The sequence below is a fragment of the Niabella ginsenosidivorans genome (genome assembly GCF_001654455.1).
In the GTDB taxonomy this organism is placed as follows: Bacteria; Bacteroidota; Bacteroidia; order Chitinophagales; family Chitinophagaceae; genus Niabella; species Niabella ginsenosidivorans.
Genome location: NZ_CP015772.1, coordinates 3,253,391 through 3,274,075 on the forward strand (window position 1 = coordinate 3,253,391; position 20,685 = coordinate 3,274,075).

Annotated in this window: 12 protein-coding genes and 1 riboswitch; of the genes, 4 read left to right on the top strand and 8 right to left on the bottom strand. The window is 46.7% G+C overall.

Annotated elements, in window-relative coordinates; genetic code table 11:
* Positions 1-5: 5 nt before the first annotated feature.
* The 7 genes from A8C56_RS13515 to pckA form a co-directional block, all read right to left on the bottom strand.
* On the bottom strand, positions 6-1,748 hold the full coding sequence (locus tag A8C56_RS13515) for a RagB/SusD family nutrient uptake outer membrane protein (RefSeq protein WP_169818782.1): 1,743 nt from the start codon (positions 1,746-1,748) through the stop codon (positions 6-8).
* A gap of 16 nt (positions 1,749-1,764) precedes the next feature.
* The gene (locus A8C56_RS13520) at positions 1,765-4,938 is read right to left on the bottom strand and encodes a SusC/RagA family TonB-linked outer membrane protein (protein WP_067756972.1); all 3,174 of its coding nucleotides are present in this window, start codon (positions 4,936-4,938) and stop codon (positions 1,765-1,767) included.
* A 54-nt stretch (positions 4,939-4,992) separates the two neighbouring features.
* A complete protein-coding gene (locus A8C56_RS13525; RefSeq protein ID WP_067756976.1) occupies positions 4,993-6,192 on the bottom strand; it encodes a glycoside hydrolase family 172 protein in 1,200 nt (399 codons plus the stop codon).
* Between the two features lie 87 nt (positions 6,193-6,279).
* Positions 6,280-8,145, bottom strand: coding sequence for a RagB/SusD family nutrient uptake outer membrane protein (locus A8C56_RS13530; protein WP_067756978.1), 1,866 nt, complete (start codon positions 8,143-8,145; stop codon positions 6,280-6,282).
* 18 nt (positions 8,146-8,163) lie between these two features.
* Positions 8,164-11,376: a SusC/RagA family TonB-linked outer membrane protein gene (locus A8C56_RS13535; RefSeq protein ID WP_218917185.1), complete on the bottom strand. Its 3,213-nt coding sequence runs from the start codon at positions 11,374-11,376 to the stop codon at positions 8,164-8,166.
* Positions 11,377-11,493: 117 nt separating this feature from the next.
* Positions 11,494-12,516, bottom strand: a complete 1,023-nt coding sequence (locus A8C56_RS13540; RefSeq protein ID WP_245645466.1) for a LacI family DNA-binding transcriptional regulator — start codon at positions 12,514-12,516, stop codon at positions 11,494-11,496.
* Between the two features lie 775 nt (positions 12,517-13,291).
* Positions 13,292-14,896 (bottom strand): phosphoenolpyruvate carboxykinase (ATP), encoded by a 1,605-nt coding sequence (gene pckA, locus A8C56_RS13545; RefSeq protein ID WP_067756981.1) that lies wholly within the window; start codon positions 14,894-14,896, stop codon positions 13,292-13,294.
* 495 nt (positions 14,897-15,391) lie between these two features.
* A riboswitch (SAM riboswitch) is annotated at positions 15,392-15,508 on the top strand.
* A gap of 310 nt (positions 15,509-15,818) precedes the next feature.
* On the opposite strand from pckA, the gene A8C56_RS25295 reads away from it, so the two are divergent.
* The 4 genes from A8C56_RS25295 to A8C56_RS13565 are packed head-to-tail and all read left to right on the top strand — an operon-like array spanning position 15,819 to position 19,484.
* Positions 15,819-15,965, top strand: coding sequence for a PLP-dependent transferase (locus tag A8C56_RS25295; RefSeq protein WP_262492412.1), 147 nt, complete (start codon positions 15,819-15,821; stop codon positions 15,963-15,965).
* A 29-nt stretch (positions 15,966-15,994) separates the two neighbouring features.
* Positions 15,995-17,128, top strand: coding sequence for an O-acetylhomoserine aminocarboxypropyltransferase/cysteine synthase family protein (locus tag A8C56_RS13555; RefSeq protein ID WP_262492413.1), 1,134 nt, complete (start codon positions 15,995-15,997; stop codon positions 17,126-17,128).
* Positions 17,129-17,181: 53 nt separating this feature from the next.
* Positions 17,182-18,222, top strand: a complete 1,041-nt coding sequence (locus A8C56_RS13560) for a homoserine O-acetyltransferase family protein (RefSeq protein ID WP_067756986.1) — start codon at positions 17,182-17,184, stop codon at positions 18,220-18,222.
* A 5-nt stretch (positions 18,223-18,227) separates the two neighbouring features.
* Positions 18,228-19,484 carry a homoserine dehydrogenase gene (locus tag A8C56_RS13565; protein ID WP_067756989.1) on the top strand — a complete coding sequence of 419 codons (1,257 nt, stop codon included), beginning with the start codon at positions 18,228-18,230 and terminating at the stop codon, positions 19,482-19,484.
* A gap of 98 nt (positions 19,485-19,582) precedes the next feature.
* Here the strand turns inward: A8C56_RS13565 and tsaD are convergent, their stop codons facing one another.
* A complete protein-coding gene (gene tsaD / locus A8C56_RS13570) occupies positions 19,583-20,626 on the bottom strand; it encodes a tRNA (adenosine(37)-N6)-threonylcarbamoyltransferase complex transferase subunit TsaD (protein ID WP_084490204.1) in 1,044 nt (347 codons plus the stop codon).
* Positions 20,627-20,685 lie beyond the last annotated feature (59 nt).

Here is a 20,685-nt window from a genome sequence, read left to right on the forward strand (position 1 = left end):
CCTGATTATTTCCATCCGGGGTTCTGTTTCAGGTTCTTGTTCAACACCAGCTCATTGGAAGGCAATGGCAACAGGTAATCCCTGCCGGGGTTGAACTGCCAGCCGCCGGATGCCGGTGTATTTTTTAATGGGAAAATATAGCCGTCTGCTGAAACGGCAATATTGTTTAAGGGCGGATCAAATGGTTTACCCACAAACTGCTGATATTTGGCTCCATATAAAGGACGCCGGATCAGCTGATCTGCGCTCCAGCGCATCAAATCATCAAAACGGTAGCCTTCCAGCGCCAGCTCCACCCTTCTTTCCCTGCGTACTTCATTCAGCAATGGTGACAGCTCCGGAAATTCCCAATGCGGGTCCGTAAATCCGACATTGGCACTTAAATGCGGCATGCTGACACGGTCTCTTAAAAGATTGATGGTCTGGTCAAGCACCTGTTGTGTTCCCTCACCCAGCTCCGCTTTAGCTTCCGCATAATTTAAAAGTACTTCAGCATACCGGAAAACGATACTGGCTGTGGAACTTCCGGTACCATCCGCATCATCGGGTGCAATGCCCTTAAAAATTTCGAACCCTGTTGTACACCGCCCATCGCCTAATAAATTAATATCCGGCAGGATAAAGCGGCCTGTAGTATCTCCGTTGGTAATGATCCTGGGGTATCCGGGCAGCAAAAATGTTTGCGCAAGACGCGGATCCCGGTTGGTGATCTGGAGCTGTAACGTATTATCGCCCCGGTATAAGGAACTGATAGCGATCGGCTTGCCGTCTGTACACAAATAATCATCCACCAGCTGTTTGGACAGTCCTGTATTTCCCCCGCCATAGGCCATCATGTTTTGCCCAAAATGGGTCAACCCAAGTGCTTTGTCAAATTTTTTCCATAAGATCATTTCCGGATTGTTGGAAAGATCTTTCTGATTAAAAAGCCGCCAGTATCCAAAACGCGGATCATCGGTTATCGGGCTGATCGAATAGTAGCCTGCATTCATCAGCTTCAATGCTGCGTCTGCTGCCTTTCTCAAATATTTAGTATAATCAGCGCCTTCCACACCAAACACTGTTCCGTTATGATACTTTTCCCAGGTACCTTCATATAATGCCACGCGCGATTGAAATGCCAGGGCCGCGCCCCTGTTAATCCTTAACGGTTCCGCCTGACCGGGAGCAGCCAGCAGGGCTACCGCCTGATCAAGATCCTGCAGGATTGAATCAACAATAATATTCCGTTTTACCCTGGGCGCCTGCAACGCTTCCATGTCTTCCGTTGTAAGCGGCCGGTTATACCAGGGAAGATCACCAAACTGTTTCAGCAGACTGAAATAAAACCAGGCCCGCCAGAAATAGATTTCTCCTACATAAGTATTCGTTTGTGCCGGATCATCGGTTGACGTCTGATAATTGGCCAGAAAATAATTAACCGCACGGATATTTCCCCAATCCCAGCCGCCACCGGATGGCGGCACAGTGCCGGTACCGGATAATTGTGCGCTGTAATTATAATTCCCGTGCACCAGGTTATCCGAGGCATTGTCCAGCCAAAAGATACCCCCGGTATAGGCGCCGGGAAACCAGCCCGGGAATGCCGGGTAAAACTGGTTGGAATACAATTTCATTTCAGTAGCCGTAAATTTTAACTGGTCATCAGGGATCTGATCCAACGGCGGTTTATCCAGTATTTTATTACAGGAGCTTACAGCCAGCACTCCGGTTAACAGACAGGTAATGAACAATATCCATTTATTCATGATCATCTTTTTTTCATTAAAAATTGATATTAGCCCCAAATGAATAGGTTTTGAGCAGCGGATAGATTTTCCCGGTTCCCCATGAACCATTTACCACCTCCGGGTCATAGTTCTTATTGATCCGGGAAAACGTGAGTATATTATCTCCGCTAAAATAAAGACGGATCCTTGCTTTGCCGGTAAGCTTCAGCAGCTGGGAAAAGTCATATCCTATCTGCAGGTTCTTGACCCGCATATAAGCACCACTTTGCAGGTAACGCGTCTGTACCTGATGATTTTTGGCGGCTTCTGAGGACGTATAAGGCCTGGGCCAGTAGGCACCGGTATTATCAGGACGCCAGTAATCCAGTGTGGTCAGATAAACATTGTTCCCGAAATTCGGAACAAATCCCCAAAAAAGACTTCCGGAATTATTCCCCGCATCTCCACCCAGCCACAGATCTCTTTTAGCAACGCCCTGCAGGAACAAAGCAAGATCAAAATTTTTCCAGTTGGCGCCCAGATTCACGCCATAGCTGTAACGGGGCGTATTGTTCCCGATCACTTTCAGGTCGCCATGATTGTCGAATGTATTATCCCCTATATTAATTTTGCCATCGCCATTCAGATCCCTGTATCCAATATCTCCCTTATTCCATTGGCCAAACAGGTACGACTGATCCGGCATGCCCGCAAGATCTGCATCCGTCTGTAAAATGCCTGCTGTTTCATAGCCCCAGATATCGCCAATAACAGCCCCGGGGTAATAACCGGACAATAATTTATTCGGGTTATAATAACGTACAATACGGGATTGGTAATCAGACAGTACAACGGAAACATTATAATGAAAATCATCCCCGATCTTATCCTGCCAGTTCAGGCTCAATTCAAATCCCTTTGTACGCATGTCCGCATTATTCTGATAAGGCACCGCAGCGCCCAGTGCAGCCGGTAATACAGAAGCAGGCCCCAGCATGTTCAGGGTGGTACGGGTATAGATATCAAAGGTCAGGCTTAATTTGTTGTGTAAAAAAGCTGCATCCAGACCGAAATCAAGTGTACGGGAGGTTTCCCATGTAAGACCCGGACTGATCAGCCCCGGCGGGTTGATATAGCCCGGTCTTTCCCCATTCAGGATATATCCCATATTGGTGCCGATAGGGATCAGTGGCAGGTATTGATAATTGGGTACGTTCTGGTTGCCCAGAGAGCCATAAGACACCCGCAATTTAAACTCGTTCACCGCTGCCTTCAGCTGTTGCCAGTAATCTTCGCGTGCCAGGTTATACCCCACAGAAACGGAAGGAAAGAATCCGAACCGGCTGCCCTCCGCAAACCGGGAAGAACCATCGTACCGGCCATTTAATTCAACAAGGTATTTCTCATCATAATCATAATTGAGTCTTCCGAACGTACCCATTGTAGCGTATTGCGTCAGCTGATCATATACATTCTGCGTACCGGTAGCCGTACTGATCGAGGGAATTTTATCCGTGATCAGGTTGGAGCGGTTGCCGCTTACGTTAAACCCCTTATACGTTTCAATCTGTGTACCTGCCAGTAATTTAAAATGGTGCTTGGCCAGGTTCTTCAGGTAGGAAGAATAGAGATTGAGCGTATTATAATTATCTGCCACGCCTCCTTCTCCAACAGCATTTACAGAAGGGCCAATGTTGTAGGTAGTACCATCAATATTCCAGGAATAAACATAGGCGCTGTGATCCTGGTAATTCCTGGCCTGATTATTATACGAATAATCCAGGTTGATTTTCCAGTTCTTTACAGGCTCTGCTTCCAGGGTACCGGTTATGGAAAGATCGTTCAAACTATTGATGCTTCTGCCACCGCTCGTCAGGAATTCTACATTGGATGCGTTGCTGAAATGTCCGTCAGGATTGCGCAGCGCCCAGTTGGGCCAACGGGTAGAAGCCATATGTACCCAGTTTCCTAACTGACTGGCATAAGGATAAGGCAGGTCTGAGTTCTGTCTGGAGAACCGGGTGATCAGCCCCAGCCTTAACCATTTTGTTGGTTCTGTGCGGATGTTGCCGGTTACGTTATACCGCTTGAAATTTTCGTTTGCATACCGCAGCTGACCATCTTCATCATAATAGCCAAAACCTACATAATACGTAGTATTACCGGCGCCCCCGCTAATATTCAGATCATGTTTCTGGCTGAACGACCAGGGTTTGAAATAAGCACGGTACCAGTCTACATTATCCGTATTCAGCGGTGAGGCATAGGTGTATTTATTGGGATTCGCCGGGTCCGGGGTGCTGACGGGCCAGGTACCGGGCTTGTTGATGTTATCCTGTATTTTGCTGATAATATCATCAGAAAAAATAATCCCCTGCCCACTGTTTACTGATGCATCATTTAATGCATGCGCAAATTGCAAAGAATTTGCCAGCCGGGGTAAGCGGGTATAAGCGCTTTGTGCCACCATGGAATTAATGGCAATATTTGATTGTTCTCCCTTCTTACCTCTTTTTGTTGTAATGAGTATCACACCATAAGGTGCCCGTGCCCCGTAAATAGCAGAGGAAGCTGCGTCTTTTAAAACAGATATATTATCAATATCCTGTGCATTGATATTATTAATATTGGTAACCGGAATACCATCTACCACGTATAACGGGCCACCACCGGATAAAGAGGTATTGCCACGAATATTGAAAGAAGCATCAGTACCGGGCCCTCCGGGATCACCGGTAGTGGTCACATTCAGGTTGGCTACTTTTCCCTGCAGGGCCTGCCCCAGATTTACAACAGGCCGGTTCTGCAACTCTTTGCCACTGATCTGGGTAACGGCGCCCGTAAGATCTACTTTCTTTTGTGTGCCAAACCCCACCACTACCACATCACTGAGTTGCTGCCCTTCTGTATCTGCATAAAGGATTACTTCAACTTTCCTCTGGTTCCCTACCAGAAGTGTTTGTGTTTTATACCCGGTAAATGAAACGATCAGAGAGTCGTCAGTACCTGTTAGTTCTATTGAAAACGTTCCTGCCCGGTCGGCGACGGTACTGGTACCGGATTTCTGAGCCTTTATGGAAGCACCCGGCAATGGTTCGTTCCGTTCATTACGGACACTGCCGGCAACCTGAAATGCCGGTGTCTGGCCCCATATACGCGAAGCGGCAGGCAGTGCCAGCAATAAGAGCAGCACAGCCTGTCTCATCCATTTTTTCGTGTTGCTTTGCATAATTGATTTATTTTAATCCGATAAACATTCATTTACGCATTTTTTAATGTTCCATTACAATCCCTTCAGCCGTTCTTCCGGTGGTGGTAAGGATGGCAGGTCATTTTCCGGTTTATCCAGATAGAAATAGGCGGTAGCCGTGCACTGATCGATGCGATAAAAATTCACCCATTCATCTTTTGGGAACCGGTCATTAAAAATATCCGGATAACCGGGCGTTTCCATTAGCTGGATCAGCCCCTTTGAAGTCATCACCGATACCGGGCGGGCTTTACCACCGGCTTTTATAATTGCCCGGATAGAATCCCGGCCACCGCCACCCATCTGCTGAATAGCAACTTTACAACTGGTGCTGAAAAAAACAGGATCGGGTATATGATACCGGTAAAAGGCGAACTGCCCTTTCTCTTTATCCACAACCGGCGCTCCCTGATAAAGATGCGCAAAGGCGCCCAGGTTCCATGCAGATCCGATATAGTCTTCTGTACCGGTGCCGGCCAGGCTGGGATGAGCCTGGTCTCCGTCCAGGTATATTTTTACTTCCCCTTCTCCAAACCAGGTGCTTCTGTAAATTTTATCAGTAGTGATGCCGATGTTTGCTCCCAGAAAACGGCCCCTGCCGGTAACCACGGGCAATACTATAAAATCCTCGCCCAAACGCGTATGGGCATTGTTACTCCAGTATGCATGGAAATAGGCACCGTTTTTATCCGGTACTTTGAGAGCGGTAAAATTGATATCATAGAACAGCAACTGCCTGCTTTTTGATTCATTGATAAATACGATTTTTGCATGTTTTCTGAAAGGCATCGGAATATAACAGTTGAATGATTTCCCCTCCGGATCTGAAAACAGGGCACTTTGGAAAGCTGTTTTTCGTCCCAGGCCGATACCAAAGAAATCACCCAGTGGTGCCGATACCGCAGGTTTTGCTGCATGGTCCCAGTACATTTCGATCCTGATGGAACGTAAGGATGCAGGGCTCCTTTCAATAAAGGTCATCCAGATACGGTTGATGATGCCGGCGCCTTCGTAATCCATCAGTACTTTGCTATCTCCGGGCTCGATCCACTCTGACGCATGCCCTTTTGCGCCTTTATTTTCGATAGCGCCCCCACCCTTCGCTCCTGTAGGATTTTCAAAGCTGATCCAGCGCGTATCCGCATCCGCAGGTATTTCAAAAAGCTGCTGTGCTGCCGGATGTAAAGGAAGCAGGGACACCAGGAGCAGGATGGTATAAATCGTCTGTTTCATTTATTCTTTAAATTATTTATGCTTTTAGTATTTCATTTTTTTGTGGCAATACGACCAACACTGTTAAGCATCATCCGGTACTATTCATTACCAGCCCGGATTTTGAACCAGCTTGGGATTTTTCTCAATCTCTCCTAAAGGAACCGGCCAGAAATAATCTTTCTTTTCAAATACCCGTTTTTCAATAACTGTTCTTTTGTAAAAAGCGTCACTGGCCATGTTAAAGGGGATGGCAGGATCATTGCCCGTAGCTTCTTTGATCACTCCGTTTACATTCAGTCCGTAAATATTTTTATTGTCAATCGTTTCCGCTGTCATCCAGCGATGGGTATCAAAATACCGGTGCGTTTCAAAAGCCAGCTCAATGCGGCGTTCATGCCGTATGGCGGTACGCATCTCCTCCTTTGACAAACCCGCCGTTAAAGCCGGCAGTCCTGAACGATCCCGGATCAGATTAACATATTTATAAACATCAGCTACCGGTCCCTGGGCCTCATTCAGCGCCTCTGCATAATTTAAGTATTGTTCGCCCAGCCTGAAGAAGACCCACGTACGTATCGGATCCGATTTTGGCTGCATCACAAATGCCGGATTGGTCAGTTTCTTCATCATATATCCTGTTTTGCTGTAGTTATCACCACTGGCAACGGGGCGGCCATCCAGACCTAATTTCCAGAACTGCAGCGGCGTGCTTCTTTTTTGCGGATCCCTCAGCCATTTATATTTCTGACCGGTGAACATGATGCTGGCGTAAAAACGCGGCTCGCGGCCTACATACATCGTGCGGGTTCCCGCCACATAATCGTTGGTTTCTTCAGCAGCCTGTCCTGATTCATCATAGCCGGATGCGGGATTGATGACCGGTGTCCTGTCTGCATTATATCCCAGGATGGGTTGTGTACCGTTTGCCATCTGGTAATCATCAACAAGATCCTGCGTGGGAGTTTGTAAAGGCCAGAACGCACCGGTCATCCCCCTGGGCTCACTATACGCATCAATATTCTGGTAGCCCGGGTCATCTCTTGTCCAGAACACCTCGTCATTAAAGTTTACATAAAAAATCTCCGCATAATTCCGCTGCGGGTCATTACCGGCAGACCGGTATAATTTATATCCGGCTGTTTCGGCCTGGTCAATACAGGCTTTGGCGGCATCAGCTGCCGTCTGCCAGCGGCTATCGTCTTTTGAAGGAAAGAGCTGCGCTCCATCCTGGTCTGCCAGCGTTACACCTCCGTTCCATAATGGACTGGCCATGTACAAAAGAACACGTGCTTTTAAAGCCAGACAGGTAATCTTACTGGGTCGTCCGTAATCCGTGGTTGCTGTGATCCTGGGCTCCAGTTTGGCGGCAGCTTTATCACATTCATCAGTAATAAAGTGAACGCAATCTGTAATCGGCTGGCGCTTAAAAGCAAGCAGATCATCGTCCAGTCCAACCGTTTTATCAATAATAGGTACCGGACCATAGGCCCGTACCAGGCAGAAATAATAGAACGCCCTCAGGAAAATGGCTTCTCCTTTCCACCGGTCAATTTTTGCTGCCGTGGCCAGTTCAGAAGGCGTCAGCTGATCAATATTTTCCAGGAATAAATTCACTTTCCGGATAGCGATGTAGCATTGCCCCCAGATATCATTTACATTAGAAGTGGGGTTCCAGTTGCCAATATTGATGTTATTGGCAAAATTGGGATCATAGCTCATTTCCATTTCATCGGATGCGGCAGTAAAAACATTGTAGGGCGCTGAACCTGCCGGCGGATTGTCTACCAGCTGTAGTTCATAAGGAAGGTGCGTGTAAATATTGGTCAGGTATTGTTCTGTATATACCGGGTTGGTAAATACATCCTTTAATGACAGATCACCATCCGGCGTTTTGTCTAAAAAACCTTTTTTGCAAGAGGAATAAGTAAAAAGCAGTACTATATATAAACTTGCCAGTATTTTATATTTCATATATGAGCTTTATTGGTTTTAAAAATTAACATCAATCCCGAAATTGTAGGTACTGGTTAAGGGATAGGCGCCCGTACTGAAGTTCGATTCCGGATCTACAATTTTTATTTTATCCCAGGTAGCCAGGTTCGTTCCCTGTGCAAATACCCTGATGTTTTTAAACGTCCATCTTTTTGTAAGCGGTGCCGGCAGCGTATATCCGATCTCTGCATTTTTGATACGCAGGTAGTCGCCACTGCGCATCCAGACGGTAGAGCCAATGTAATTATTAGTACTCACGGGTCTTACGGCAGGGAATTTTGCGTTGCTGTTATCGGCGCCGGGTACCCAGCGGTTATCATAAATTTCCGAAAGCACATTGTAAGTGCCCGCACCGCCTGAAAAGGCCCACACCGTATAAGCCTGGTTGCCGGAAGACATAAAGTAATCGCGGTGGGCCGCTCCTGTAAGAAATACAGATGCATCAAACCCTTTATACGCAAGCGTGGTACCAAACCCAAACAGGATCTGCGGCTCGGCGCCGTATTTGCCAATGACCGTTCGGTCTGCTTCATTGATCCTGCCGTCCTTATTGATATCCTGGTATTTAATATCACCGGGCCGAATGACTGATTGTAAAGAAGACTGATCCGGGCTATTATCAATATCTGCCTGGTCTTTAAAAAAGCCGATGCCCACATAACCCAGATTGGCGCCAATTGGATAACCCCGGAGCTCCTGCCAGGGGTATAAGGCCGGGGCCAGGTCATTTTCTATGATCGTATTCTTTGCATAGGTAAATGTACCGTTAACCGCATAATAAAAACCACCCTTTGTGGTACGTTTAAACTGCAGACTGGCTTCACCACCTTTATTGGTGGTAATGCCTACATTGCCAAAGGGCAATGTGTTGGCCGGATATCCTGCATAGACCGGTACGGATCCTCTTTTTAATAACTGGTCCTCCCTGCGTTCATGAAAGACATCAGCTGTTAAACTGATTGTTCCATCCAGCAGCTCCAGGTCAAACCCGATGTTTGCCTTATAGGCTTTCTCCCAGGTCACATTCATATTGCCGATAAAGCTTTCCGCCTTTCCTCCGGGGTTCACATTTTGATCCTGCCCGAAATAATAACCGGGCGCATTTTTATCAAAGGTGGAAAGGAATAAAAACCGGTCACCACCAATGCGGTCATTACCGACCAGGCCATACGAACCACGGATCTTCAGCAGGTTTACAACATTTTTATTCCAGAAACTTTCATTGGATAATAACCAGCCTGCACCAACAGACGGGAACAGGCCATATCGATTGTTCTTGGGAAACTGCTCAGAACCATTATAGGCGGCATTTATTTCCAGTAAATAACGGGTATCATAACTATAGGTGAGCCGGCTTACCAATCCCTGTCTTCTTTCCGGGAGATTCGCTTTTGAATCTGTTGTGTTTACATTTACAAATTCTCTGCGCTCTGCTGCAATCATACCAGACACGCTGTGCTTTCCAAAAGTACGTGCGTAATTCAGGATAGTTTGTACGTAGGTGGTCTTATAGTTCTCATTCAGGAGATAGAAGCCCAAAGGGGTCTCTGTAGAAACGATCTTATACACATCATTGCCCTGATCATCTTTTGTATAATTATATAATTCAGGCGTTCGCTGTCTTACATTCTGCGTAATGTCTACTACATCATAGGCTACCAGGCCGGTTAGCGAAAGCCCGGGAGTAATGGCTGAAAGATCCCATTTGGCAGACAAATTATTGACGAGTGTTGTATAGAACTGTTTGGTATATCCGGTTTGTGTGGTGATGGCATATGGATTCAGCTGAATATTTCCAAACCCACCGGGGCTGGATCCATCCGGGTTTACAACAGGATAGGCATTTGGCGGGGTAAACATAATTCCCTGGAAGATCTGCCCGGCTGTGCGGCCCGGATAATTGCCGGTGGAAATAATACCCGACAAGCCCAGGGATATGGTAAAGGTTTTTGATACCTTAAAATCTGTATTTGCCCTGAAGTTATAACGTTTGATGGCCGCATTTGTATTGTACGGTACCTTGGGATCCTCATTATAGATGCCCTCCTGTATGGTATATCCGATATTGGCATAATACCGTACCGCTTCTGTACCTCCGGAAATGCCCAGGTTATTAATCGTTTGTGCCGTATGCTTCCTGAAAACCAGATCCTCCCAGTTGACATTCGGATACAGATAGGGATCGGACCCGTCCCTGTACTTCTGCAATTCCGCGTCAGAGTACTTGGGGGACTGGTCCACATTCTGCAGCGCTTCATTGACCAGCTGCGCATATTCATACCCGTTAATATAATCCGGTAATCTCAGTGGCGTAACCACGGCAGCTTCTGTTCTTAAAGTAACCACCGGTTTTCCTACTTTTCCTTTTTTGGTGGTAATCAGCACCACACCGTTCGCACCCCGGTTACCATATACGGCAGTAGCAGAAGCATCCTTTAATATCGAAAAGCTTTCAATGTCCTGTATGTTCATCGTGGTCCAGTAATCCTGAAGCTCGCGCTCGGCACCATCCACAATAATGAGCGGTTTGTTGACCCCGCTTTGGGAAACCAGTCCGCGGATAAAAATCCGCGCTGCATCATAGCCCGGTTCGCCCGATGTTTGCCGTGTAATTACCCCTGCCAGTTTACCACCAATGGCATTGGTTAATGAGGGCGTTGAAAATTTTTGTATTTCGGATACATTCACTGAAGACACGGCACCGACCATGGTCACTTTTTTTTGTGATCCATAACCCACCACCTGTACCTCGTTGAGTTTCTGCCCTTCAACATCCGGAACCATACTGATCGTAACAGCAGGGTCATTCCCCAGGAGGATTGACTGAGAAATATAACCCACAAAGGAAACCAGCAATGAGTCGCCGCTTTTGGCTTCAATGATAAACTTACCATCCAGATTGGTTGAGGTACTCTTTCCGCTCTCCCTGATGCGTATGGAGGCATTGGGAACCGGGTTCCTGTTCTCATCCAGTACCAGGCCATTGAGTACATAGGACGGAAGCGTATCCTGTAAATCAGGATGTGTGGATGCTGTAAAATGGGATACCGGTTCCTGTGCAGTAAGCGTTGCATTTGCAACAGAAAAGGATAAACAAAAAGTAAAAGCAATCAGTCCGTGTTTGGATAAAAACAACCAGCGGCCTTTCCGTTCCGGAATCATTTTGCCCACAGGCAATGCATTCAGTATGCGGTTCTTGTTACATTTCATAATCTGAGCAATTTTTGTTTTAGCAGTTAAAGGATCTTTTTTATTTATTCAGCGTTACAGACAGGCAATATCTTTCCTTCGTATTTTGAATACGTATTCAAAATAACTCAAAAAAAATCAGCCTTTTTTTCTTACTGTATTCCGGATCACTAAATGCCCCTTCATCGCAATGATCTGTGGCTCTGCATTTTTATCGTCTATTTCTTTCAGTAACAGTTCTACCGTACTGGTTACCATATCTTCCAGTGGTTGTTCCCAGGTAGTCAGCGGGTAAGGCGTCCATCCCAGCATCCGGATATTATCAAACCCTACCACGGATATATCTTCCGGTATCCGGAAACCGACCAGCCTTACGGCATCCATTACGCCCAGTGCAATAATATCACTGCCGCAAAAAATGCAATCAATATGTTTATTACGGGTCACCAGTTCCTGGGCCGATTGGAACCCGCTTTCATAGGTATAGCTGCCCGGCACAATCGCCAGGTCGGTAATATTTCGTTCATCCAGCACTTCCCGGAAGCCCTTTAGCCGGTCAATTGTTGTGGAAGTATCGGGCGGGCCGGATATAAAAGCAAACCGCCGATGCCCCATTTCCACCAGGTAAGTGGCGATCTGCTTTGCCGCCAGGTAATTATCGCAGTACACCGCACTGCAATCCAGACCATCGGTATAGCGGTTAAAGAGAATGGATACAATGCCGTTCTGTTTCAGCTTTCTTGTGGCACCTTCTGATAAAAGCGCATCCGTAACAATGATCCCCTCAACATTATATTCCAGTAATTTCGCAATTTCTGCTTCCTGTATAACTTCGTTCTCCGAGTTATTAAAAATAAGCTGGTAACCCAAGGGTGCAAACCGCGTATGAAAAATTTCCAGTACAGCCGCATAAAAAGGATCACGGATGTTCCGCATAATGATCCCTACCATCATCGTTCTCCGGGTAATCAGGCTCCGGGCCTGGGCATTGGGCTTGTACCCGATCTTTTCAGCAATCTCCAGTATTTTCTTACGTTTCTTCTCGGAAACATTGGCGCCGCCGGCAAACACTCTTGAAACAGTGGCCTGTGATACACCTGCCATTTTTGCTACATCTTCAGATGTATAGTTTCTGCTGTTCTTATGGATTGTTTTTGCCAATGTTGTATTGCAATTTTACCAGATTGAATACGTATTCAATCCAAAAATAAATAAAATACTGAAATGAACAAATATTTTTTATTGCTTTTTCTTTTCACACAGTACGCGGGTTAATACAAGGAGAACTGGATTATAAAGAACAGTTGCTGATTAACCGGAGCAAAACAGTAAATTTATTCTCCGGCAAGTGCAGGCACCAATAGCCGTCAACTTAAGGTATTAGAGGAAGAAATCGTCAGATTTGTCGGCCTCTGTATAAAGGCTATTGTAAGACAAATATTTTCTTTAAAAGCTATTACAGGAAGCAGCATACCAGCGTGATCCGGAACAACGGAAACTTATATTACGCCGCGCTGCGGCTCTGTGATGGTTTTCGATAGGTCTATGCACATTTCTGGTGCGCTGCGCCTTTACCATGCGTTATGCTGAAGCCTGGCTGCAGAACAGCCAGATATCCGTAGCAGCCAACAACCCCGGCCTTAAAAAGGCGCGCAGCGCCGCAATATTAAAAATGTGGTTGAACGGGTGCGATCAATGACCGGAGGGAATGTTGCTGACGGAGCTGAAAAACTGATACCTGTTAATGGAAGCGCTTTTTTGTTTCGTATATAAAAGGGACCGGGGTTTTGGCATAGAGAGGACTCTAAAAAACAAAAAGCCGGAGATATGAGAAAAAAGATATCCCTGAGGCAACCCGCAGGAGCACACCTTAATATAAAAAAAGACCGCCTTTTACAGCGGTCCTGCATATACCTGTGTTTTAGATCTCATGCTTTTAAATGTTTGGACCAGCATTCTTTACTGCTGTAGGTACTAGGTTGGCATAACATTCAAAATTGCGCATAAATGCTTCCGCAAGATTTTTTGCCTGCGCATCATAAGCAGCAACGTCATCCCAGGTATTTCGCGGCGTCAAAATTTTTGAATCCACGCCGGGGCAGGTATCAGGTACCATCAGGCTAAAAACCGGGTCTTTATGATATTCCACCTGGTCAAGTTCCCCCTTCAATGCTGCCCGGATCATGGCTCTGGAATCAGCCAGCCGCATCCTGAAGCCGGTACCGTAAGCACCGCCTGTCCAGCCGGTATTCACCATCCATACTTTTACGCCATCCCGGCTGATCTTGTCTCCCAGCAGCGCAGCATATTTGCCGGGATGCAGAGGTATGAACGGGGCACCAAAACAGGCGCTGAATGTGGCTTTGGGCTCAGTAATGCCTGCCTCTGTTCCGGCAATTTTAGCCGTATAGCCGCTTATAAAATAATACAGCGCCTGCTCCTTTGTTAAACGGGCTATGGGCGGCAGCACCCCGTAAGCATCACAGGTTAAAAAGAAAATATTCCTGGGCGAATCGCCGCTTTCTCCGGGTACAGATTGCGCAACAAAATCAAGGGGATAAGCAACCCTTGTATTTTCTGTAATGGAGGCGTCGTCAAAATCAATAATATTGGTTCCGGGGTAGAAGGTCACATTTTCAACCAGGGCGCCTGGTTGAATGGCATTATAAATTTCCGGTTCCTTCTCTTTAGAAAGATGAATGCATTTTGCATAGCAGCCTCCTTCAAAATTAAATACCCTGGTGCTGTCCCAGCCATGTTCATCATCGCCGATCAGCCGGCGGCTGGGATCTGTGCTTAAAGTGGTTTTGCCGGTGCCGCTCAGGCCAAAGAACAGGGCTGTATCTCCTTTTTGCCCAACATTGGCGGAACAATGCATGCTTAGCACATTATGGGTTTCCGGCAGCAGGTAATTCAAAACAGAAAAGACCCCTTTCTTTATTTCACCGGTATAACTGCTGCCGGCAATAAGGATTAGTTTAAGCTTAAAACTTATAACGGTGGCGTTGGGCTGCCTTATACCACAACGCACAGGATCCAGCTCCAGCCCGGGAACAGAAAGAATATGCCATTCCGGTGCAAAATGCTCCAGTTCCCGGGCTGTGGGCCGGAGAAATAAATTATGGGCAAACAGGTTCATCCAGGGCAGCTCATTGACCACGCGGATGTTTAACCGGTATTCGGGCGCAGCGCAGGCGTAGCAATCGCGTATCCAAAGCTCGTGCTGCTGGTTTAAATAATGCTGCACATCTTCCAGTATCCGGTCAAAATACGGTTCATCAATAGGGTTATTGAAATTGCCCCAGTCAACAGTGGCAGCCGTTATCGTGTCCTTCACAATAAATTTATCCTTTGGAGACCTGCCCGTAAACCTGCCGGTACTGATCACCAACGCCCCGGTATGGCTCAACATGCCCTGTTTATTACTGAGGGTAGCTTCTACCAGTTCTTCCGGGTCAGACTGATAGTGTATGGTTTTGTTTGTGTTAAGGCCGATAGCAAGCAATTGTGCCGGCGGAATTTCAAATGGCTTTGTAAGCATGTTGGGTATTGTTTTTTTGTTTAGAGCGCAAAAATATAATTTGAAAAAATCTAAAAAAAATATATTTTAAACAAAAAAACAATTCTTTAAGAATCAATAAAACCATATATGTTAGATTTTATTCAAAAATTAAATAAAAAACTAACAATCGTTTATATACTTAATTCTCACACAGGCTTTTACGCATGACAGGCACAAGACATCATTTCAGCGAAAACCATGGATTATAAACCTGCTGTTTAAGCTGGTTGCCTGCTGTTTTTAATGGCCGGGGTTACCGAACGTTTATTGCAGCTAAAAAACGCACGCTCAGAAACAGGCCTTAACAGCAGGATGAATGACGGAGCCCGCAGTTTTAAACTGAAACCAAGAAGGAAAAGAAACAGGGCATTGAATATAAGGGGTTGTTTTTTTCTTTGCCTTCATTTTACTAACTTTGCGGCGGTCCGCCGGCCGGCGGTCAGGGTTCTTTAAAATTTTCCCGTTACTAACGGGATCTTATCAAGAAAGGCAGAGGGTTTGGCCCAATGAAGCCTTGGCAACCTGCAAAAGATCATTGAGCAAGGTGCCAATTCCAACCAGTCCGTCAGTTGGCGGATGGAGAGATAAGTCAGTCAGCTATTAAATAAGGTATTTACAATAAGAGCTCATCTGGTTTATCGGGTGGGCTTTTTTGCGGACAACACCGGCTTCCTGTTATAATTTTTTTTGAAATGAAACAAAACGCTACTAACTTCGTTGTCCTCATGAAACAAATGACAACAAGATCAATTACTGTTCATTGCATTACTTCTGTAATGTGTTGTTGCATTTGCTGTATGCCTTAGCAGGCATATACAATTATTTATCCCCGAAACGGGTTGCAGAACCCGGTATACTTTCCAGCTTAATTATCCACTTTATCTAAATTCATAAAACGATTATGAGCAACCAATTACATTTCGACACGCTACAGGTACACGCCGGTCAGCAGGCAGATCCCACTACCGGAAGCCGTGCAGTGCCTATTTACCAAACCACTTCTTATGTTTTTAAAAACGCAGAGCATGCCGCCAATCTTTTGGTCTGAGGGAATTTGGCAATATTTATACACGCATCATGAACCCCACTACGGATGTATTTGAGCAGCGTATTGCCGCGCTGGAAGGCGGAGTGGCAGCGCTGGCCACCGCATCCGGCCAGGCGGCTCAGTTCTTGGCGATCACAAACCTGTTACAGGCAGGAGAAAACTTTGTAACCTCTCCCTTTTTATACGGAGGTACGTTTAACCAGTTTAAAGTATCTTTTAAAAGGCTGGGCATTGACGTGCGTTTTGCAGCAGATGACCAGGTAGAAAGCTTCCGGCCTTTAATTGATGACAAAACGAAGGCTATTTATATTGAAACACTGGGTAATCCCAAGCTGAACGTTCCGGATTTTGAGCAGTTTGCTGCATTGGCCAAAGAATATGACCTTCCGCTGATCGTGGATAATACCTTTGGAGCGGGTGGCTATTTGTTTCAACCCATTAAATACGGCGCCAACATTGTGGTGGAAGCTGCCACCAAGTGGATCGGCGGGCACGGGACTTCTATTGGCGGTGTTATTGTGGACGGCGGTAATTACAATTGGGGCAATGGCAGGTTTCCCCAGTTTTCTGAACCATCCGAAGGTTATCACGGATTAAACTTCTGGCAGGTATTTGGAGAAGGCAACCCGCTGGGGCTGCCCAATATAGCTTTTGCCATACGCGCCCGGGTTGAGGGGCTGCGAGATTTCGGTCCGGCCCAGAGCCCGTTTAATTCCTTCTTGTTGCTGCAGGGGCTGGAAACGCTTTCACTGCGCGTACAACGTACCGTTGATAATGCGCTGGCCCTGGCAAAATGGCTGGAGCAGCATGACCAGGTCGATTTCGTCTGGTATCCGGGTCTGGAAAGCAGCCCCTACCATGAGCTGGCAAAAAAATATTTACCCAATGGTGCCGGCGGGGTATTGCAGTTTGGCATTAAAGGTGGCCTGGAAAACGGAAAAACATTTATCAACAGCTTAAAGCTGGTAAGTCACCTGGCCAATGTGGGAGATACCAAAACCCTGGCCATCCATCCCGCCTCCACTACCCACGAGCAATTGAGCGAGGAGGAAAGAAAGGCGGCCGGTGTTCTGGATAACCTTATCCGCATCAGCTCAGGCATTGAACATATTGATGATATCAAAGCAGATTTTGAACAGGCATTTGCCGCAGTATCCAAATAAACTTATCAGCGGCCTGTAAGGGTTTAAACTCCTGCAGGCCTTCTTAAGAAAGAATGCAACAAAGAACATTTACATATCCGGCTCCTTTCCAACTGGAAAGCGGGTATATTTTTCATAACCTGCGCCTGGCCTATACAACATATGGGACCATTAACGGGGATCAATCCAATATCATATGGATCTTTCATGCGCTTACCGCCAACAGCGTTCCGCATGAGTGGTGGCCGGAAATGATCGGGAAAGGAAAGATTTTTGATCCGGCAAAGGATTTTATTATCTGCGTAAATATGCCCGGCAGTTGTTATGGCAGCAGCAGCCCGCTGGATGTAGATCCTGCTACCGGCAGGCCCTACTATCATGATTTTCCCTTTTTCACGATCCGTGATATGGCAAGAGCCTACCAGCTTTTGCAAAAAGAACTTGGCATCACCCGGATAAAAATAGGCATTGGCGGCAGCACAGGCGGTCAGCAGTTACTGGAATGGGCAGTATTGGATCCGGAGTTATTTGAATACATTATTCCCTTAGCTACCAATGCAATGCATTCTCCGTGGGGCAGGGCGTTCAATGCGTCGCAGCGTTTTGCTATTGAGGCCGATCAGACCTGGCAGCGCCAATCGGACGATGCAGGATTAAAAGGTATGGAAGTGGCACGGGGCATTGCACTGCTCTCCTACCGGAATGCCACGGCTTACAATAAAACACAGTCGGAGCTTACGGATGACCTCCTGGAATCTTTCCGGAGCGAAAGCTATCAGCGCTACCAGGGAACAAAGCTGGCCGCACGTTTTAATGCATTCAGTTATTATATGCTCAGCAAAAGCATGGACAGCCATAACCTGGGCCGTGGGCGTGGCGGTGTTATAAAAGCGCTGGAATCAATAAAAGCAAAAACGCTGGTGCTGGCCCTTGAAGGCGACATCCTGTTTCCGCCGGAAGAGCAGGATTTTATAGCAGAGCACGTCCCTGATGCTATTGTGCGGCATATTCAATCCGATTACGGGCACGATGGTTTCCTGCTGGAATTTGAACAGATTACTGAAGCAATCAAAAAATTTATAACCCGTCACGCTGAAGGGGTGACAATAAAATAAAAATAATGAGCGAACATAAAGAGCTGGTGATCGGCTTATTCGGATTTGGTGTTGTAGGCGAAGGGCTTTATAAGGTATTGCAGCAAACACCGTCATTAAAGGCGGTGATCAAAAAAGTGTGTATCAAACACCCGGGCAAAAAACGGAACGCGCCTGAAGACCTTTTTACAACCGACCGCAATGCTTTATTAAATGACAGGGAGATCAACCTGATCGTAGAAGTAATTGATGATGCAAAAGCCGGTTTTGAGATTGTGAGCACGGCTTTAAAAAACGGGAAGGACGTGGTGAGCTCTTCCAAGAAGATGATCGCTGAAAACCTGAAAGAGCTGCTGAGGCTTCAGCAGGAAACAGGTGGCTCCCTGCTATATGAATCCTCGGCCTGCGCCTCCATACCGGTGATCCGTAACCTGGAGGAATATTATGATAATGACCTGCTGCACAGCATCCGCGGTATTATAAACGGCAGCACTAATTTCATCCTCACAAAAATCTTTGAAGAGCATCTTGCTTTTAAAGATGCGCTGCTGCTGGCCCAGCAGTTAGGATTCGCGGAAAGTGATCCTACGCTGGATGTTGAAGGGATAGACGCCTTGAACAAATTAACGATCCTGCTGCTGCATGCCTACGGGATCCTGGTACGCCCGGAACAGCTCCTGTTCAACGGCATCCAGAACATTGCCAAATCCGATGCACAGGTTGCCCGGTCGCGCGGCCAGCAGATCAAGCTGGTGGCACAGGCCCAGAAACTGATCAATGGCGGTGTGGGCGCTTATGTATTGCCCCAGTTTGTGGCCCCGGAAAGCCCGCTGGCTTTTGTAAAAAATGAATACAACGGCGTGGTCATTGAAAGCGGCTTTGCAGATCAGCAGTTCTTTTACGGTAAAGGCGCAGGCAGCTTTCCTACAGCTTCTGCGGTGTTAAGTGATATTTCGGCGCTGCGCTACTCCTACCGTTATGAATATAAGAAGCTGTACCATCACAAGCCGCACCAGCTCAATGACGACATTTACCTTAAGGTGTTTGTAAGCTTTACAGACCTGGCCTATATTCCCAAAGAGGCATTTGAATGGATTGAAGAATGGCACGCACAGGAAAGCCGCAAATATTTATCAGGTGTTATTGCACTGCAAAAACTAAAAGAGCAATCCTGGTGGAAAGAGAACGGCACTTCTTTAATTGTGGAAGCCGATGGCATTATTGAGGACATTGAAGAGCGCAAGCTGAAAAAGAAGAGTCTGGAACTGGCGGGGCTGCTGTAAGAGAAATATGAGGAGTGGGCGGTGAAAAATGAGAAGTAAAATGTCAGCTGTCACCTGTTCAATTATGAAACCACAGCGTCCAGCCTCTAACATAAAATCTAAAAACCCCGTGCCATTGAGGGAACATCCAGGCCGGCAAAATCATTTTCCAGGTATTTATAATAGCCGGTTATGGCAATCATGCCGGCGTTATCAGTACAATACTGGAAATCCGGAATAAAAGTGTTCCAGCCCTTTTCTTTTCCTAATTCTGTAAATGCCTTGCGCAGACCACTGTTGGCAGATACGCCTCCGGCAATACAAAGATCTTTTATGCCCAGATCTGCCGCTGCCTTACTGAGCTTTTTCAGTAAAATAGAAATGATCCTGCTCTGAACAGAGGCACAAATGTCATTCAGGTTCTCATCTATAAATCTTTTGCGCTCCAACTCTGTTGCTGTAAATTCTTCTTTGTACACCTGTGCTGTTCCCGCGTTCCTTAGAAAATAAAGGATCGCTGTTTTCAGACCACTGAAGCTGAAGTCATAACCGGGAACCCGGGGCTCAGGAAATTGAAACCGGTGCGGATTACCTGTTTTTGCATATTGATCGATCAATGGTCCGCCGGGGTAAGGCAGTCCTAATAATTTAGCTGCCTTGTCAAACGCTTCGCCTGCGGCATCGTCTACAGTTTCTCCGATCATCTCCAGTTGCGTTGGCCGGGTGCATTTTACAATTTGCGTATGCCCGCCGCTAACCGTCAGGCACAGGAACGGGAAAGCCGGTTTCTGATCAGGGATCAGATTCGCCAGTACGTGGGCCTGCATATGATTAACGGCAATGAGCGGTTTATTCAGCGCCAGGGACAACGATTTTGCAAATTGCCCGCCTACCAGCAGGCTCCCGATGAGGCCCGGCGCCTGTGTAAATGCAATGGCATCCAGGTCTTCCAGTTGCAGCCCGCTTTGCCGCAAGGCCACATCCACTACCGGAACAATGTGCTGCATATGCGCGCGGGACGCCAGCTCCGGCACTACCCCGCCATGTTCCGCATGTACCGCCTGTGTGGCAATCCGGTTTGAAAGGATTTTTCCATTGCTGCAGACAGCTGCAGACGTTTCATCACAACTTGATTCTATTGCCAGTATATTTATTTTATTCATTTTTGATTGATTCATGCCAAAAGCATTTAGTCTTCAGTTCTCAGTTTTCAGAATTGAGA

What these genes read in the sequence shown, in the direction of transcription:
- A8C56_RS13515 (WP_169818782.1), bottom strand. Translation starts at nt 1,748, where the DNA reads ATGAATAAATGGATATTGTTCATTACCTGTCTGTTAACCGGAGTGCTG.
- A8C56_RS13520 (WP_067756972.1), bottom strand. Translation starts at nt 4,938, where the DNA reads ATGCAAAGCAACACGAAAAAATGGATGAGACAGGCTGTGCTGCTCTTA.
- A8C56_RS13525 (WP_067756976.1), bottom strand. Translation starts at nt 6,192, where the DNA reads ATGAAACAGACGATTTATACCATCCTGCTCCTGGTGTCCCTGCTTCCT.
- A8C56_RS13530 (WP_067756978.1), bottom strand. Translation starts at nt 8,145, where the DNA reads ATGAAATATAAAATACTGGCAAGTTTATATATAGTACTGCTTTTTACT.
- A8C56_RS13535 (WP_218917185.1), bottom strand. Translation starts at nt 11,376, where the DNA reads ATGAAATGTAACAAGAACCGCATACTGAATGCATTGCCTGTGGGCAAA.
- pckA (WP_067756981.1), bottom strand. Translation starts at nt 14,896, where the DNA reads ATGCTTACAAAGCCATTTGAAATTCCGCCGGCACAATTGCTTGCTATC.
- A8C56_RS25295 (WP_262492412.1), top strand. Translation starts at nt 15,819, where the DNA reads ATGAGCAACCAATTACATTTCGACACGCTACAGGTACACGCCGGTCAG.
- A8C56_RS13555 (WP_262492413.1), top strand. Translation starts at nt 15,995, where the DNA reads ATGAACCCCACTACGGATGTATTTGAGCAGCGTATTGCCGCGCTGGAA.
- A8C56_RS13560 (WP_067756986.1), top strand. Translation starts at nt 17,182, where the DNA reads ATGCAACAAAGAACATTTACATATCCGGCTCCTTTCCAACTGGAAAGC.
- A8C56_RS13565 (WP_067756989.1), top strand. Translation starts at nt 18,228, where the DNA reads ATGAGCGAACATAAAGAGCTGGTGATCGGCTTATTCGGATTTGGTGTT.
- tsaD (WP_084490204.1), bottom strand. Translation starts at nt 20,626, where the DNA reads ATGAATAAAATAAATATACTGGCAATAGAATCAAGTTGTGATGAAACG.